Origin of the sequence: Pseudoalteromonas shioyasakiensis, from assembly GCF_024518675.1 — a bacterium.
Lineage (GTDB): Bacteria > Pseudomonadota > Gammaproteobacteria > Enterobacterales > Alteromonadaceae > Pseudoalteromonas > Pseudoalteromonas shioyasakiensis_B.
This window is the reverse complement of record NZ_JANIGL010000001.1, coordinates 697,186-713,937: the sequence shown is the minus strand read 5'-3', so window position 1 is coordinate 713,937 and position 16,752 is coordinate 697,186. Positions and strand designations below refer to the sequence as shown.

At 41.3% G+C, this 16,752-nt stretch carries 12 protein-coding genes; 6 read left to right on the top strand and 6 right to left on the bottom strand.

The features are described from left to right. Positions 1-12 precede the first annotated feature (12 nt). The 5 genes from NQT69_RS03130 to NQT69_RS03110 form a co-directional block, all read right to left on the bottom strand. On the bottom strand, positions 13-906 hold the full coding sequence (locus NQT69_RS03130; protein WP_256826249.1) for a carbon-nitrogen hydrolase: 894 nt from the start codon (positions 904-906) through the stop codon (positions 13-15). Beyond that, entirely contained in the window at positions 906-1,958 is a 1,053-nt protein-coding gene (locus tag NQT69_RS03125; RefSeq protein ID WP_256826248.1) for an agmatine deiminase family protein, read from the bottom strand. The genes NQT69_RS03130 and NQT69_RS03125 overlap by 1 nt, the downstream gene beginning before the upstream one ends. Before the next feature lie 68 nt (positions 1,959-2,026). Further along, positions 2,027-2,635, bottom strand: a complete 609-nt coding sequence (locus NQT69_RS03120) for a PilZ domain-containing protein (RefSeq protein WP_256826247.1) — start codon at positions 2,633-2,635, stop codon at positions 2,027-2,029. A gap of 121 nt (positions 2,636-2,756) precedes the next feature. Then, positions 2,757-5,930, bottom strand: a complete 3,174-nt coding sequence (locus NQT69_RS03115; protein ID WP_256826246.1) for an efflux RND transporter permease subunit — start codon at positions 5,928-5,930, stop codon at positions 2,757-2,759. Positions 5,931-5,944: 14 nt separating this feature from the next. Continuing rightward, positions 5,945-7,141, bottom strand: a complete 1,197-nt coding sequence (locus NQT69_RS03110) for an efflux RND transporter periplasmic adaptor subunit (RefSeq protein ID WP_256826245.1) — start codon at positions 7,139-7,141, stop codon at positions 5,945-5,947. Between the two features lie 219 nt (positions 7,142-7,360). Here NQT69_RS03110 and NQT69_RS03105 point away from each other — a divergent pair, with 219 nt between their 5' ends. Continuing rightward, positions 7,361-7,963, top strand: coding sequence for a TetR/AcrR family transcriptional regulator (locus NQT69_RS03105; protein ID WP_256826244.1), 603 nt, complete (start codon positions 7,361-7,363; stop codon positions 7,961-7,963). 63 nt (positions 7,964-8,026) lie between these two features. Here the strand turns inward: NQT69_RS03105 and NQT69_RS03100 are convergent, their stop codons facing one another. Next, a complete protein-coding gene (locus NQT69_RS03100; protein ID WP_256826243.1) occupies positions 8,027-8,791 on the bottom strand; it encodes a haloacid dehalogenase type II in 765 nt (254 codons plus the stop codon). Positions 8,792-8,963: 172 nt separating this feature from the next. Here NQT69_RS03100 and NQT69_RS03095 point away from each other — a divergent pair, with 172 nt between their 5' ends. The 5 genes from NQT69_RS03095 (at position 8,964) to NQT69_RS03075 (ending at position 16,568) form a co-directional block, all read left to right on the top strand. Continuing rightward, a complete protein-coding gene (locus tag NQT69_RS03095) occupies positions 8,964-9,869 on the top strand; it encodes a LysR family transcriptional regulator (protein ID WP_256826242.1) in 906 nt (301 codons plus the stop codon). Positions 9,870-9,968: 99 nt separating this feature from the next. Next, positions 9,969-10,523 (top strand): RNA polymerase sigma factor, encoded by a 555-nt coding sequence (locus NQT69_RS03090; RefSeq protein ID WP_256826241.1) that lies wholly within the window; start codon positions 9,969-9,971, stop codon positions 10,521-10,523. After that, the gene (locus NQT69_RS03085) at positions 10,520-11,596 is read left to right on the top strand and encodes a FecR family protein (RefSeq protein WP_256826240.1); all 1,077 of its coding nucleotides are present in this window, start codon (positions 10,520-10,522) and stop codon (positions 11,594-11,596) included. Before NQT69_RS03090 ends, NQT69_RS03085 begins: the two co-directional genes overlap by 4 nt. Positions 11,597-11,637: 41 nt before the next feature. Continuing rightward, the gene (locus tag NQT69_RS03080; protein ID WP_372822917.1) at positions 11,638-14,637 is read left to right on the top strand and encodes a TonB-dependent receptor plug domain-containing protein; all 3,000 of its coding nucleotides are present in this window, start codon (positions 11,638-11,640) and stop codon (positions 14,635-14,637) included. 749 nt (positions 14,638-15,386) lie between these two features. Then, complete coding sequence (locus NQT69_RS03075; RefSeq protein WP_256826238.1) at positions 15,387-16,568, top strand: polysaccharide lyase family 7 protein; 1,182 nt, start codon at positions 15,387-15,389, stop codon at positions 16,566-16,568. The last annotated feature ends 184 nt before the right edge of the window (positions 16,569-16,752 follow it).

The window sequence follows — 16,752 nt, the reverse complement described above, 5'->3', positions numbered from 1 at the left end:
TTGAGCTAATTATTAGTCACGGTAAATTTTTGTTAGGTCTTGATAGTGATCGATGCGGCGATCACGTAAATAAGGCCATATACGTCTTACGTTTTCGGAGCGTTTTTGATCAAGTTCTACTACCAGCACTTGCTCGTCAGTATTATTTGCTTCGCTGAGCATTTCACCTTGAGGGCCTGCAATAAATGAATTGCCCCAAAATTGAATACCGTCACTTTGCTCGCTTGGATCACTCTCATGGCCTACACGGTTGGCACTGATAACGGATACACCATTAGCAACAGCATGGGCACGTTGCGAAATAACCCATGCATCTTTTTGTCGTGTTTTTTCGTCGCTATCGTCACGAGGATCCCAACCAATTGCAGTAGGGTAAATTAATAACTCAGCTCCCGCCATAGCCATCAAGCGGGCAGCTTCTGGAAACCATTGATCCCAGCACACTAATACGCCTAACTTACCTACTGAGGTTTGAATAGGTTCAAAGCCTAAATCGCCAGGGGTAAAGTAAAACTTTTCATAAAACCCCGGGTCATCAGGGATGTGCATTTTGCGATATTTACCTGCAATTGTGCCGTCTTTTTCTAGCACAACCGCAGTATTGTGATAAAGGCCGGTGGCGCGTTTTTCAAATAATGAGGCCACTATGACGATGTTTAGCTCTTTTGCTAATTCGCCCAATGTGTCACTACTTGGCCCTGGGATAGTTTCTGCTAAATCAAAAACATCAACGTCTTCTGTTTGGCAAAAGTAGAGGCTGCGGTGCAGCTCTTGTAGCACTACAAGTTGAGCGCCTTGGTTTGCAGCGTCACGTATGCCTGCAATTGATTTTGCCATGTTTTGCTCGGCGTTATCACTATTGCTCTGCTGCACTAAGGCAACCGTTAGTTTATTTGACGAAGTCATTATGGTGCTCCAACTAAAAATCCGCGAGGTAATTGCATAGTAATGCAATGTAAGCTGCCAAACTGATGAATAATAGGCAAACAGTTTATAGCAATAATGGTGTGCTCAGGGTAAGCACATTGAACTTGCGCAAGTGCTCGTTCATCGTTTTCATCATTATAGGTAGGCACCAGTACAGCACCATTGATAATTAAATAATTTGCATAGGTTGCAGGTAGTCTATCACCATCGCTGTTATACACTGCTTTTGGCCACGGTAAATCAATTAACGTATAAGGTTGACCTGATGGGGTTTGAAAATCTTGCAATTGTGTTTGCATTTTATCAAGCGCGTCAAAATGTTCATCTGTGCTGTCATCACATTTAACATAGACAAGCGTATTATTTGGTGCAAAGCGTACAAGGGTATCAATATGGCTGTCTGTGTCATCACCGGCTAAATAACCATGGTCAACCCACAAAAACGAACTTGCCCCTAATTGCTGCTGCAATTGTGCTTCAAGCTCTGGTTTTGTCAGGGTCGGGTTGCGGTTTTGGTTGAGTAAACACTCGCGGGTGGTGAGTAATACACCGTGCTCATTTATTTCAACGCCGCCGCCTTCTAATACTAAATCAATTTTTTGATATTGATTTGCAGGTGCTGCAAGCTGAGTAACAAGTACTTCGTTTATTTTATTATCAAGAGCGCTTTCAAACTTGTTACCCCAGCCGTTGAAGGTGTAATCAAGAATAGCTAATTGGCTTGCATCATGTGTGTTTGCACAGGTAAGCGGGCCATGATCGCGCGCCCAAGTGTCATTACATGGCGCAACAACAAAAAGTACACGTTCAAGATCAACATGATGATTGGATAATAATTGGCTTATATGTGCTTTTAAAACATCATTATGAGCAATAATAACAACCGTTTGACGCTGGCAAATTTGTTGGCAAAGCGCGACATAAACGGGTTCAACAGCACTGAGGTTATCCCGCCAATCAGTGGCTTGGTGTGGCCAAGTAAGCATCACTGCATCTTGTTCGGCCCATTCAGGTAAAAGTCTAAAGTTCATGAATTTAATAAACAAACAAAGGTGTGCCTAGTTTAGCATTTCAAGCACAGATGTCAGCTTTTTATAGCCTAAGTTGATTGCTCATTTTCAGGTTTGTCTAATTGCTGCTGTTGACGCTTTTTTAATTGCCTTGTTTGTGCATGCAAACTGGCTCGTACCACTAACTCTTGGTCTGAATCACGAATAGCGACAAATAAAAGCGTGTATTGCTTTTGCCCATTAGCAAGTTCGTCAATTGCCACTACCTCTGTGTAACAATAAACCGCTGACGCTTCATGTTGCAAAAATAGTTTAGTGCGAAATGCCTGACCTATCTCATAGGCTTCACTGCAGCTAAATTTAACCCCACCACCGCCGTAGCTATCGCAATACATGGCATTATCTTCAGGCTGTTCAGAGGCTAGAATATGGCTCATTATCAGATCGATTTTACGTGATTGGGCTTGTAAAAAAACGGCGAGCTCTTGTGCTATATCACCTAAATTACGCAGTGGTCTTAATGAGCTTTGTTCAAGTTCGCTGACTTCGTTAGCAAGTTTAAACAGGGGAGGAATATCGGCTTCTAATTGAGCAGGGCTTTGCGGCACGCTTTGCTTGTCAACGGCAAATAAATTGACTCGGTTACTTTCAGCTATTTGAAAGTACTGCTCAAACTCGGCTATTTTTTCACTACTCATTAGTTTTCTCCACAACGCGCGTTTACTAATAGTAGCGCTGACACGTGTTAATTGCTAGTGATGTAACCATTATAAAAAAGGGCAAACCTATGTTTGCCCTTCATTTTTTAAAGGTAAATGGTTATAAATTACCTTCAGGAGTATCCACGTTTTCACGTTTATGATGGGCGGCTATTTCATCGGCGAGCTCGTCACGGGAGCGTTTTTCACTGAGTTTACGATCAGTAAGCCAGTAGAAAAACAAGGGCACAAAGAATACCGCTAAGAAGGTTGCAGCCATCATGCCACCCATAACACCGGTGCCAACGCTGTGACGCGCACCTGCACCCGCACCTGAGCTCAGCACTAATGGCACAACGCCTAATATAAACGCCAGCGATGTCATTATAATAGGCCTAAACCGTAAACGTGCTGCTTCAAGGGCTGCCGCACTTGCGCTCCAACCTTGCTGGTGCTTCATCAAGGCGTATTCAACAATCAAAATGGCATTTTTACTGGCAAGGCCAAGTAGAGTAACGAGGCCGATTTGGAAGTAAACATCGTTGGTCATACCTACTAGCCAAATGGACACAAGCGCGCCAAAGGTACCAAAAGGCAGAGCCAGCATGACCGATAATGGCAGTGACCAACGCTCATAAAGCGCCGCAAGAATTAAGAATACCATGATGACAGCAAGGCCAAGTGCAATACCGGTTGTGCCTGAGCTGCGTTTTTCTTGATAGGCAGAGCCCGTCCAATCATACGTCATGTCTGGTGGTAGCACGGCTTTTGCAATACGCTCTACTTCGGCAATGGCTTGTCCAGAGCTGTAGCCTGGTGCTGCGTTACCCAATAACTTAACCGCTGAAAGGTTGTTATAACGGTTTAGACTTTCAGGACCGCGACTAAATTCTATATTAGTAAACGCAGACATGGGTACCATAGTGCCTTGGCTATTTTTAACATAAATACGGCCGATGTCGTCGGGTTTCATTCTAAACTCAGCCTCAGCAGACATAAGTACCTGCCATGCACGGCCGAATTTATTAAAATCATTAACGTAGTAGGTGCCTAACGTACCGGCAAGGGCGGTGAAAGCATCGTCGATTTCAATGCCCATGGCACGGGCTTGTTCACGATCAACATCCACTTTTAACTGTGGTGCATTAGGGCGCCATAATGTTTGTAAGCCACTTAGCACAGGACTTTTTTGTGCCTCTGCCATCATTAGTCCCATTGCTTGTTGGAGTTTTTCTGGGCCGCCAGCGCCTTTGTTTTGAATATAAAATTCAAAACCACCGGTGTTTCCTAAGCCAAAAATAGCAGGAGGGTTAAAAGCCAGTACCAGAGCTTCGTTAATATGAGCGGTCTTCATAAAGAGCTCATTAACCAAGCTTTTAGTATCTATTTCGCGCTCATCCCAGTGTTTTTGCGTAACAAACAAGGTTGCTGCGCTATTTTTGTAACCGCCGCCAATAAAGTCAAAGCCGGTAAATGCGACGACATTTTCATTTGCAGGGTTTGATTGCACTGCGGCAACAACTTGTTTCACGACTTCTTCAGTGCGTTCCAAAGATGAGCCATCGGGTAAGAAAATTGCTGAAATATAATAGCCTTGATCTTCATCAGGCACGAGGGAGCTAGGGGTGTTTTTCCAAAGCCCAATAGTGATAGAGACCATACCTATCATTAATAACAAACCCAATGCACCGCGACGCACCATAAAACCAACAGTGCCAACGTATTTACTGGTTATTTGCGTAAAAACACGGTTGAACCATAAAAAGAAGCGAGCGGTTTGTTTGTGCTCTTGTTTTAAAATAAGTACACACAGTGCAGGGGTCATCGTCAGTGCAACGACACCAGATAAACTCACCGCAATTGAAATGGTGATTGCAAATTGGCGGAAGAGCTCACCTGTAAGGCCACCTAAAAACGCAATAGGTACGAATACTGAGCAAAGCACCAGTACAATGGCGACAACGGGCCCAGATACTTCTTGCATGGCTTTGATGGCAGCCTCATGAGCACTTACGTGTTCTTCGTGCATAATTCGCTCAACATTTTCGAGCACAACAATAGCATCATCAACAACAATACCAATTGATAACACCATGCCAAATAAGGTCAGCGAGTTAATTGAATAACCCAGCATATACATGCCAGCAAAGGTACCCAGTAATGACACAGGTACAGCCAATGTAGGAATCAGCGTTGCACGCCAGTTTTGTAAAAATAGATACACCACCAAAAATACTAAAATCATGGCTTCGATGAGGGTGATCACTACCTCACGAATGGATACTTCAACAAATCGTGTGGTGTCGTATGAATTTAAATGAGCAAGTCCGGTAGGAAATTGCTGTTTTATTTCATCTAATACGCCATTTACTTCGGCGGCAACATCCAACGCATTAGCACCAGGTTGTAAAAATATCCCTAATAAAACAGCTTCTTTGCCATTAATTGTGCCGCTAAAGTTATAATCTTTAGAGCCAAGCTCCACGCGAGCAATATCTTTTAAACGTAAACTACTGCCGTCAATATTTGAACGAATAATGATTTCTTCAAATTGTTCGGGTTCAGATAAGCGCCCTTGTGCGGTAACACTGTAAACAAGCTCTTGCGCTGATTGTGAGGTTGGCGTTGCGCCAATAGAGCCCGCGGCATATTGCGAGTTTTGACTGCGAATTGCGCCAGCAACTTCTTCAACGGTTACACCAAGTTGACTCATGACATCTGGGCGCAACCAAATACGCATGGCGTAGTCTTTTGCGCCAAAAATTTGCACGCTGGTGGTACCGGGAATACGTTTAATGCGATCTAAGATGTTTAAAGTAACGTAATTCGATGTCCATAAACTATCTCGGCTGCCATCGGGTGAGTAAAACGCGTGAACTTGTAAAAAGCTTGATGACCCTTTTTGCACAACCACACCTTGGCGGCGTGTTTCTTCTGGCAAACGGGCTTCAACTTGTTTAACACGGTTATTAACGTTTACAGCAGCTTGGTCAATATCAGTGCCAATTTCAAAGGTTACTTCAATAGTGGTCGCGCCAGAGCTGGTTGAGGTTGATGCCATATACATCATGCCTTCAACCCCGGTAATTGCATTTTCAATCGGTGCAGCTACGGTTTGTTCAAGTACTTGTGCTGAAGCGCCGGGGTAGGCTGCTGTTACCTGTACTACAGGTGGGGCAATTTCAGGGTATTGTGCAACCGGCAAGCTGCGCATTGCGGCAAGGCCCGCCAGCACAATAACAATTGATATAACAAACGCAAATATAGGTCTGTCGATAAAATAACGAGAAAACATAAGACTCCCTGTGCTTATTCAGCGTTCGCACTGTTTGATGCATTATTTACCGCGACAGGCATGCCTGGGAAGAAAATCTTCGCCATGCCATCGATGATCACTTCATCACCTTCATTAAGTCCTGACTTAATAAGCCAAAAGTTTTTATCCCCTTCGTTTTCAGGCTTTTGGATCCATTCACCTACTTCAACGGGAGCTGGGCGAGCAATAGTGCCACCTTGTTCATTTTTGCCGACCAGATAAACAAATTTACCAGTGCCATTATCAAGTACAGCTCGCTGTGGAATAACAAAGGCATTTTTGCGCACTGCGCCGTTTAAGCTAACACGGACAAATTGGCCTGGACGCAGTTTAAAATCAGGATTTGGGATAATCGCTTGTAGTTCACTTGTTCCCGTATTTGGGTTGATGCGTACATCAGAAAAGTTTACTTCACCAGTGTGGCCATAGAGTGAACCATCTTGCAGTTTGAGAGAGGTTTTCCATTGACCATTTTTAGGTAGAGTGAGTGAGCCGTTAGCCATATCTTGGCGCATTTGTAATTGTTCGCGCTCAGAAATACCAAAACGTAAACGTATTGGATCTAGCTGGGTAATTTGCGTTAACAATAAATCAGGGCCAGAGACATAAGTGCCCTCTGAGACAAATTCACGGCCCATAACCCCAGCAACGGGCGCTTTGACTTGGGCATATTCTAGATTTAACTTTGCTTCGTTTAGCGCTACTTTAGCAGCAGCTAAATTGGTTTGTGCAATATCTTGTGTTGAGCTGGCATTATCGTAATCACGTTGTGAAACCGATTTATCTGCACGCAGCTTTGCCAACCTTTTAACATCGCGCTGTGCTTGGATAAGCGATGCATTTGCACCGTCAAGCGCCGCTTGCGCACGCTCAACAGCCAATTGATAAGGTTCTAGGTTGATTGTAAATAAAGACTGATCTTTTTTTACGGTTTGGCCTTCATCAAAGTTACGTGATTCTAATATACCAGTTACCCGCGCTCTTATTTCAACCTCTTTAGAGCCTGATAGTGTCGCAGGTAACTCAATAGTAAACGGGGCATCTTCTGTTTTAGCTAACACAGTAGAGACAGAAGCAGGATGCATAGCGGCTTGTTGTGCTTTAGGTGCTTCACTACATCCTTGAAGAAAGAGCGAGGCAGAGGTAAATAAAAATAATGACAATTTCGATAGTACGAAAGGCTGACGCATGGTTACTCCACAGTTCCAATTGTATAAGTATTAGGTTTAAGCAAATTAAGCTGATTGAGTATGGTTTATTGTGCAATTAATAACCACACCGTTTAATTAATGATAGATATTCAGCTTAAGTAAACGCAAGTGTATACCTATTTTCTAAATGGGTATACACTTGCGTTTACTTTTTTCAATGTTAGTGTGAAAAAAAAATTGATTAAAACAGGGGGCGATGTGGAATCAAGTAATAGTAAACAAAATGACGTGCTATGTGCTGCAATTCAAGAGTTTGCGCAAAATGGGCTACTTGGCACAACAATGGAAACCATTGCTAAGCAAGCCAATGTTTCTAAGCGCACCTTATATAAGCATTATGCCAATAAAAATGCCTTGTTTGATGATGTGGTTGCATTGTTATTACAACGTTTTTCACAATTACATAAATATCAATACCAAGCTGATGTTGATATCTATGAGCAATTAAAAGAGTTAGCTAAGGTCTGCTTGTCACTTGGCAATGATGAAAACTACTTAACCTTGTCGCGTATTGTGATCATTGAGTCAATGCGTGATAAAGAGCAAGCCGCACGATTAGAAGAACAGTTTTTAGAGTGTGAGAAGGGGCTACTTACGTGGTTTGAGCAAGCCCATCAAGCGGGCGTATTAAATGATGTGCCAGCAGATATTGCGGCTTCATTTTTCTACGGTGGTTTAAAAAATATGGGGTATTGGGAGCAAGTTATAATGTGGAAACCCGCATTAGATGAAGCGAGCTTAGAGCAATTAATAGATTTGACTTCACGGTTTTTTGTTAGCGGAATAAAATTGCAAAAATAAAAAGAGGTGGAACTTATCCATTAGTTCAACCTCAGGGTATTGATCTATTTTAGTACAATCTAGTTATTTAAGTAGTTCGACTAACTCGGTTAAATCTTTCACATTGTAATCAGGTTTTTGTGCGAGTGGGTATAAGGCTTTACCTGGGCGCGCAATAAATGCCGTTTGTAGGCCTGCCGCTTTTGCACCAGCAACATCCCAGCCATGGGCTGCTACCATTAACGCATCTTCTGCTTTTACATTTAGCTGTTTTAATGCCCACTCATAGGCACGTAAATCAGGTTTGTATATTTTAATATCTTCAATACTATATCTGGCTTCAAAGTAATCAGTTAAACCCGCACTTTCAAACTGCGCTTTTACGCCATTATTAGATGAATTGGTTAAGCTCACTAATTTGTAGCCACTGTCTTTTAATGCTTGTAAGCCTGCTTTAACATCTGGGTGTGCTGGTAGGCTTAATAATGGTGTGACAATAGCGGTTTTAGCTTGTTCGGCACTAATTTTAATATCATTGTTTTGTGCCACCATTAATAATGATGCAACCCCAATTTTGCCAAAATCCTGATAGTCGCCGATGGCTGTGCTCACTAGAGAGTGATGTAACATGGTTGAAAACCAAAGCGGAAGTAAATCTTCTCGTCCACCTAATGCCGCACCAATTGATTCGCGCATTGAATCCAGATCGAGCAATGTTTCATTAACGTCAAAAATAATAACTTTTGGTTTGTGCTGTACAGGATCAGCTGCCATTACATCTCCTCCGAACAATTGACCTAACAGTACTAACGATAAACTTAGCTTTGTTAGAGTTTTAAAAATAGCCATATATTTTAATGCCCTTGTATTTACAGTTTAAGGGGCTAAAACTGAGCACTCTCGGTTCTAACTAACTCCCCATTTATTATCTACGAACCAGTATAGTGTTTGGTTTTTCTAAATAAACATTGCAAAACTGAAAGCTACATTCGAAAATATTAAATGAAATAGAGGGGCAGCTATGTACAGTGTGAGCGATCTAGAAACATTTATTGCGATTATAGAGAATAAAGGCGTGCTTGCAGCGGCAAGCGCACAAGGGTTATCTCCAGCCACTGTTAGCCATCGATTAGCTAAATTAGAGCGAGAGTTAGCAACCGTTTTAGTCTTTAGAGATAGTCGGCGCATACGGCTATCACCTGCTGGAGAGGTGTTTTATCAGCGCGTTGGTACGATCCTTGAAGCATTACATGATGCCGAATACAGCATTGGTGCACGTGGTTCATCAGTGAGTGGGTTACTACGAGTAACTATGCCTCCTTGGGTGTTTTCAAAGTTTGTGATGCCAAAACTGATTGCGTTTGAGCAGCAGTACCCTGAATTACAATTAGACTTTTCGATTTCAGATAACTTCGTCAATGTTGTCGATGATGCACAAGATATTGCGATCAGGGTGGGAAAGCTGAATGACTCGGCCTTGTTATCACGAAAAATAGTCAACAATCACCGTGTTTTATGTGTGGCACCTAGCTATGTAGAAAAATACGGTATGCCAACATCTTTTGAGCAACTGCAGCAACACTTTTGGGTGTGTTTGCCGTGGCAACGACAACTAAAACTAAATAATGGCGCTGGCAAAGTTGTCAACTTTAATGCTAAAACGCGTTTCACTATTTCTAATTCAGATAACATGACTCAAGCCGCGATAGCAGGGCATGGCATTGCAATAAAATCTAAGTTAGCTATTGAAGATGAATTAGACACCGGCGTACTACTTGAGGTTTTGCCCGGTATTTTAGCTGATGGTGATGCACCAGTGTGGTTTTTAAAGCCACAAAATAGTTTAACAACCCGTAAAACAGAGGTTTTTTATGAGTTTATGAAGTCATTATTTTTTAATACTGATTCAAATAATGGCAAGGGATAAAAATAGTAACCCTAAAATAACGACAATTTAACAATTTGCCTTGTAATTAGCGCTAAAACTCGTAACCTAAGCTTAATAATTATAATAGTGAGTTATAATGTGGCACAAAGTAAAGTAACGACAACATTCGTTGAACTGTCTGCTCAAATAAGACGTTTTGTATCACGTATTGTATTACCTGATGATGTAGAAGATATCGTTCAAGAGACATTTGTTAAAAGCTATGAAGCTGACTTGAAACAAGATATTAAATACACTCATAGCTATATGTTAAAAACGGCGAAAAATTTAGCTTTAAATCATGTTGCTAAGTGGGATAATAAACATAATAACTCACTTGATACTGGTGATGATTATCAACAGCATTTGAAATCAATGCAGCTTGAAGATGAAGTAACATCAAAAGAGCGTTTTTTACTTTTTTGCCGTGCGACGGAGCAGCTTAGTCAACCAGTACGAAAATGCTTTATATTAAAAAAAGTATATGGTTTGAGCCAAAAAGAAATCGCAAAGCAAATGAACTTAAGTGAAAGCACCGTGGAAAAACACATCGCAAAAGGTTTACTTAAGTCGATGCAATATATGCAGCAACAAGAGCAAACATCCGCTGATCATGAGCACCGTTCAGTCACTACCAGGAGGGTGGGTAAATGAGCAATATTCATCAATTTTCGTCTAAAGATGTTATTCAATCGCAAGCCAGTCGCTGGATCAGCGCCATGGATCGCGGCTTATCGGAGCAAGAAAGAGAGCAGTTTCAACTGTGGGTGCAGCAAAGCAAGGCACATCAAGATGCGGTTTTTGAACTTGCACAGTTATGGGATGAGTTAAGTGTTCTCAATGAGTTAAGCAGTTTGTTTCCAAATAAACAGGTGCCTTCTAAAAATTCAATTTCAAATACACGCTTTACCATAGCTGCAAGTATTTTTGCTGTTATCCTGATGGCGACGTTTATGTTTGCAGGCTTCAATTTTTATCCCAGTTCAGTGCAAGATCAAGCCAAGTACAGCAAAATTTATCGTACCAAAGTAGGCCAGCAGGCTACTTATGTTCTCCCAGACAGCACCATAGTGCAATTAAACACCAATAGCTTATTAGAAGTTGCTTATACCCAAGGGCGTAGACAGCTTATTTTAAGCCGCGGCGAAGGGCGCTTTAATGTCGCTAAAGATCCATCGCGGCCATTTAGTGTCATGGCGGGTGATAAATCGTTCACTGCGTTGGGTACTGTGTTTAATGTTCAGCGTAACGCCTCATCAGATTTAGAGCTCGTGGTGACTGAAGGGAAAGTGATGATCACTGATCCAAGTGTGGCGGTAAATGCGGATGATTTTGTTAGGTTGCAACAGGCTAATAATGAGACTGAGCAAGTGAAAAAAATTAACGCGAGTATTGTTATTTCTGGAGAAAAAGCGCTAATAAAAGAAAGTATTACCAAACCGATAAAACAGTTATCAATGGATGATGTACAGCGAGATTTAGCATGGCAACATGGCATGCTAATTTTTAATGGTGAGCCACTAAGTGAAGCATTGCAAGAGGTTAGCCGTTACACTGCGACACGGTTTGAGTTAAAAGACCCTTCATTAGCATCGCTTAAAGTAGCTGGAGTATTCAAAGCGGGTGATATCATCGGCTTACTTGATAGCCTGCAAGCAAATTTAGCGATAGAGCATGAGCGGTTAGGTGAACATATTGTTAGCCTAACACAAGGCGATCATAGTTAAGTTGGTGAGTTAAACTCTGACTAAAAACATGAAAAGTAGCAATGCTGAAAACAAAAAGTAAAAAAATAATAAATAAAAAGTCAAAGGCATGTAGAGGATTATTCGTTCTCAACTGTTTGTATAAGTTGCGTAGTAACCAAACGTATCCATTATGTGAGTTGATTGCATTGGCGCCTTTAGTTTGTAGCCTGAATGTACAAGCTAATGCCGTTAAATCACAGATGGTGCAATTTGATATTAAAGCGCAACGAGCAGACCTCGCACTGATTGAATTTGCAAAACAAACTGAACAAACCGTGGTTTTTTCATTTGAGTTAGCAAAGCAATATCAAGCTCAATCAGTGTTTGGTTATTACACTCAGTTGGATGCACTCAATACGATGTTGCAAAATACTGAACTCGATGCGGTTGTTGATCAAAATGGTTTACTGAGCGTAAAACTCAAACAAATCAATAGGAATGATAACAACATGACAAAGCTTTCTGGGGTCAGTGCAGCCGTTTTACCACTTTTAATGGCAACAAACAGCCAAGCCGTTAATGCGCAAGAGCAAGCGGCACAAGAAAACATAGAAAAAATAGCTATCGTTGGTAGCCGTGTAGCCGGGCGTTCGGTCGAAGATTTACCTGTTCCTGTTGATATTTTAAGTGCAGAAGCGCTGGAAAATACGGGGCAGACAGAAGTTGGCCGAATGTTACAATCAATAGCTCCTTCATTTAACTTTTCTAGCTCATCAATCAGTGACGGTACAGATGCACTTCGCCCCGCAACGTTACGTGGCCTAGGCCCTGATCAAACGCTGGTACTTATCAACGGTAAGCGTCGCCACCAAGCCAGCATCATCCATATCAATACATCTGTAGGGCGCGGAACAGCGGGCACCGACATGAATGCTATTCCTGCGGCATCGATTAAACGTATTGAAGTATTACGTGACGGCGCTGCGGCACAGTATGGCTCAGATGCCATTGCCGGTGTTATTAATATTGTACTCAAAGATGCTGATGAAGGCGGGAAAGCGGCAATTAATTATGGTCAATACTCAGAAGGCGATGGTGAAACAGTTAATATCGACTTCAATAAAGGCTTTGCGTTAGGTGATGAAGGTTATTTAAACACCACGCTTAATTACCGCGATCGTGCGCCAACTAACCGAGCCGGTCTTCATGGCTCTTGCCAGTTCTATGGCTGTACAGAGCTTGATGATGGTACTTTACTCGCTGGAGATCCTCGTGAACTCACAGCACCGCGTGATACTTTTAGAATTGGTGACGCTGACTCACAACAATTTGCTTTAACAGTAAATACAGGCTACGAATTAGCTGGTGGCGAGCTATATGGTTTTATTACTTATTCAACGCGTGATAATGAATCAGCCGCGTTTTTCCGTCACAATGCTAATGCCGGTGGTAACCCCGTTTTACAAGATGGCGATGCTGTTATTCCAATGGGCTTCTTACCGAAAATAAACACCACTATTGACGATATTTCATATAACTTTGGTTTCAAAAAAGAGTTTGATAACGACTCAAGCCTCGATCTTTCATACACCTATGGTGAAAACAGTATCGACTACACCACAAGTGATACGATTAATGGCTCATATGCCAATTTATTGCGTTATGAGCAAGGTTTAAGTGCCGATGATATTCGAGCAACTATTCCACGTGAAGCCTACGCTTATGGTATGGAGCTGTCGCTACAAACGTTAAACTTGGATTACACCAAAGATTATGATGACTACTCGTTGGCTATGGGGGCAGAGCTGCGAACTGATGAATATCGCATTTTAGAAGGTAGTGAATACGCTTATAGAGATTACGATACCAACAATGGCGTTAATATATATGACGGCCTAAGTGGCGGTATTGGTAGTGAAAATGCATCTGGCGGCACGCAAGGTTTTGGTGGTTCTTCACCGGCATCATCCGTTGATGAATCGCGAGATGTGATCTCATTTTATGTTGATGCTGAAACTTATGTGATTGATGATGTGATCATTTCAGGGGCGTTGCGTTACGACAACTATAAAGGATTTGGCGACACAGTAAACTTTAAACTGGCCGGTAATTGGTCTGTTACTGATGATGTTTCATTACGTGGCGCGGTTAGCACGGGCTTTAGAGCACCTTCTATGCAGCAGCTGTATTTTAATAATATCAGCACACAATTTGTTGTTGGCCCTGATGGTGCTCTGGTTGCTGAAGAAGTAGGTACATTCAGAAACGACAGTGCCCTTGCACAAAGCATTGGTATTCCAAAGCTTAAAGAAGAAAAGTCAGAAAACCTCAGCTTAGGTATTGTTTATAACGTCACAGATAACATTAATGTCACTATCGATTATTACTCAATTGATATTGATGATCGCATCGTGATCAGTAACCGTTTAGGTAAAGGTTTATCATCAACACTTGATGCAGCTCTTGTGAGTTCTGGTGCTGGCGCCGGCCAGTTTTTCTTAAACGGTGCAGACACTGAAACACAGGGTGTGGATTTTGTTGCAACGTGGAACACAGAAGGCCTTGGTGGCACGCTAGATTTCACCTTAGCAGCTAACTTCACTGAAACAGATGTGGTTGACTTATTTACCCCTGCAGGCAGTGGTCTTGAAACCATCCCGGTAGAAGATGTTTTTTCTTCACAAGAAACATCCATTATCGAAGAATGGCAACCACAAGATAGGGTCAATTTAAGCGCGCTTTACCGTTTAGAAGATTGGACTGTGAACCTATCACTTAACCGCTATGGTGAATACACTGTCGAAGATGGCGGCCGTCAAACGTACGGTGCTGAAATTCTGACAGATGTAAAAATAAATTACTTTGTTACCGATAACCTATCGATAAATATTGGCGCCAATAATTTGTTTGATGTTTATCCTGATAAGAATGAAATAGGTAACTCACGCTCAGGCACAATTGTAGACGCGTCAGGCAATACAATCGTCAGTTCAACAGGTGTATTTGAATATTCACGTCGTTCTGCACCATTTGGTTTTAACGGCGCTTATTATTATTTAGGCGCCGAATACCGTTTTTAAATAACTTCTCCTACGTTATTTATCTTTTGAAGGGCCGCAAGGCCCTTTTTTTGATATTAGAGTCTCTAAATTGGTTACGTAACTTACTCTACGTACTGTAGATACTAGCCATAACTTAGATTACGATTTTATTTTACTGGGTGTCCTAAATTAAGAAAACCTGTTTGAAGCGTTATTTACTCAAGAATAGTTTTATAAAAAATCGCTGCTTCTCATCTGTCTTTACTTACCAAGTTTTTGATTCTAACCTTAATCTACATGACCAAAAAATTAGTGATGCTGAGCTTCTGCTACTATTCCTAATAAATATCCACTTGATTACAATTTATTTTTATAATTGGTTTACCAATTTGTGCTAGTTATAAATTATTGGTTTTAGTTCTTTATTCTTAATAAAATGTATGTGTAGAAGTATTGATATAAACCCACCCAAAAACCTTGATATTGATATTAAAGGGTTTTTACATGGTTGACAATTATAACCATAACGAGAACCATACTTATTTATTAAGATTTCATTGGTTGCATAAAATTAACAATAGTTATACATTTTTCTCACCAGTTGATTGACCGCTGGTATTTAATTGGTAACTTTTTATTGGGCGATTTTAAGTTGTTCCGCCAGGTTATTTGGTTACCAATTTTTACACACAATTCACAATTAAATTTTTACAGATGATTTCTTAGGGTTAATAACGTAACCAGGCAGTCAGGTTTTCGTCATGTATTAGTTAGGAGTAATAAAGATAATGTTTATGAAAAAAAACCTACTTATTCTATCTATAATGGCTGCGTGTTCGAGTGCTGCTCAAGCTGCCACTATTTATAATGCTGGTTTTGAGGATGGTTGGAGTGATTGGAATGAAGTTGATCCAGCTGCTATTTCAGGCGATGCCTATCAGGGATCGAGTTCTTTAAAGATCCAAGGTAGTCCAGGTCGTGTGCATCAGGTTGTCGACATTGAAAGAAATACTGAATATACCTTAAGTGCTTATGTTTTAGGCAAGGGACAAATAGGTATTAATGATCTTAATGGGTTATTTAAAAACAAAAAATTTGATGTTTCGACGTGGACTAAAGTGTCTAGAACGTTTACGTCAGCGAATACAGACTCTTTGCAGGTGTTTGCTAAACACGATAAAAGCTCGGACGATGTACGTTTTGATAACTTTTCACTTGTAAAAGCTGATGGAAGTGGTGGTTCTACAGGTGGCGGTGGTGATGGCGATACTGGCGGCGACGGCACCAGCATTCCTAGCAGCATAACCAGTGGCAGTATTTTTGATCTGGAAGGTGATGATCCAAACCCATTAGTGAACGACAGTACGCTTGTTTTTGTACCTCTTGAGGCTCAACATATTACACCTAATGGTAATGGCTGGCGCCATGAGTATAAAGTTAAATCAAGCTTGCGTGTTGCCATGACTGATACCTATGAAGAGTTTGAGGCGAGTGTAAAAGTAGACATGTCAGATGGTGGCAAAACAATTATTGCGCAGCACCATGCTAGTGATACAGGTACAATCATGAAAGTGTATGTATCGGATTCTGCAGAGTCGGGCTTTGATGACAGTGTTGCGGGTAATGGTATTTTTGATGTGTATGTTCGCCTTCGTAACACCAGTGGTAATGAAGAGAAGTATGCATTGGGAACAATCACTAGTGGTGGGTCGTTTGATTTACGCGTGGTAAATAACTATGGCGATGTGGATGTCTCAGCGTTAGGGTCTAGCTTTGGCATCCCTGTTGAAGATGACTCAGCATCTTACTTCAAATTTGGTAATTATTTACAATCACAAGATACTGCAACCTTAGATGATTGTGGTGAGTCAGGTAATTCAAATTCATTTAAAGAGTGCTTTGAAGACTTAGGTATCACGACCTCTAAGGTAACAATGACAAATGTTAGCTATACCCGAGTAACAAACTAGCTTTAAACGAGTGTCACCACGCGGTTGTGAAATCGCGTGGTTTAAAGCTTTTATATTGTAAACGTAACAGGCCTTTTAATAGCCATTCACTTTTCCTCTCAGTATTCTTTTATAAATTAACTGGCAATAGAGCCCATATCTAATAAGTTCAGCTATAACAACTGTTCAGCGAAGGTTGAGTCGT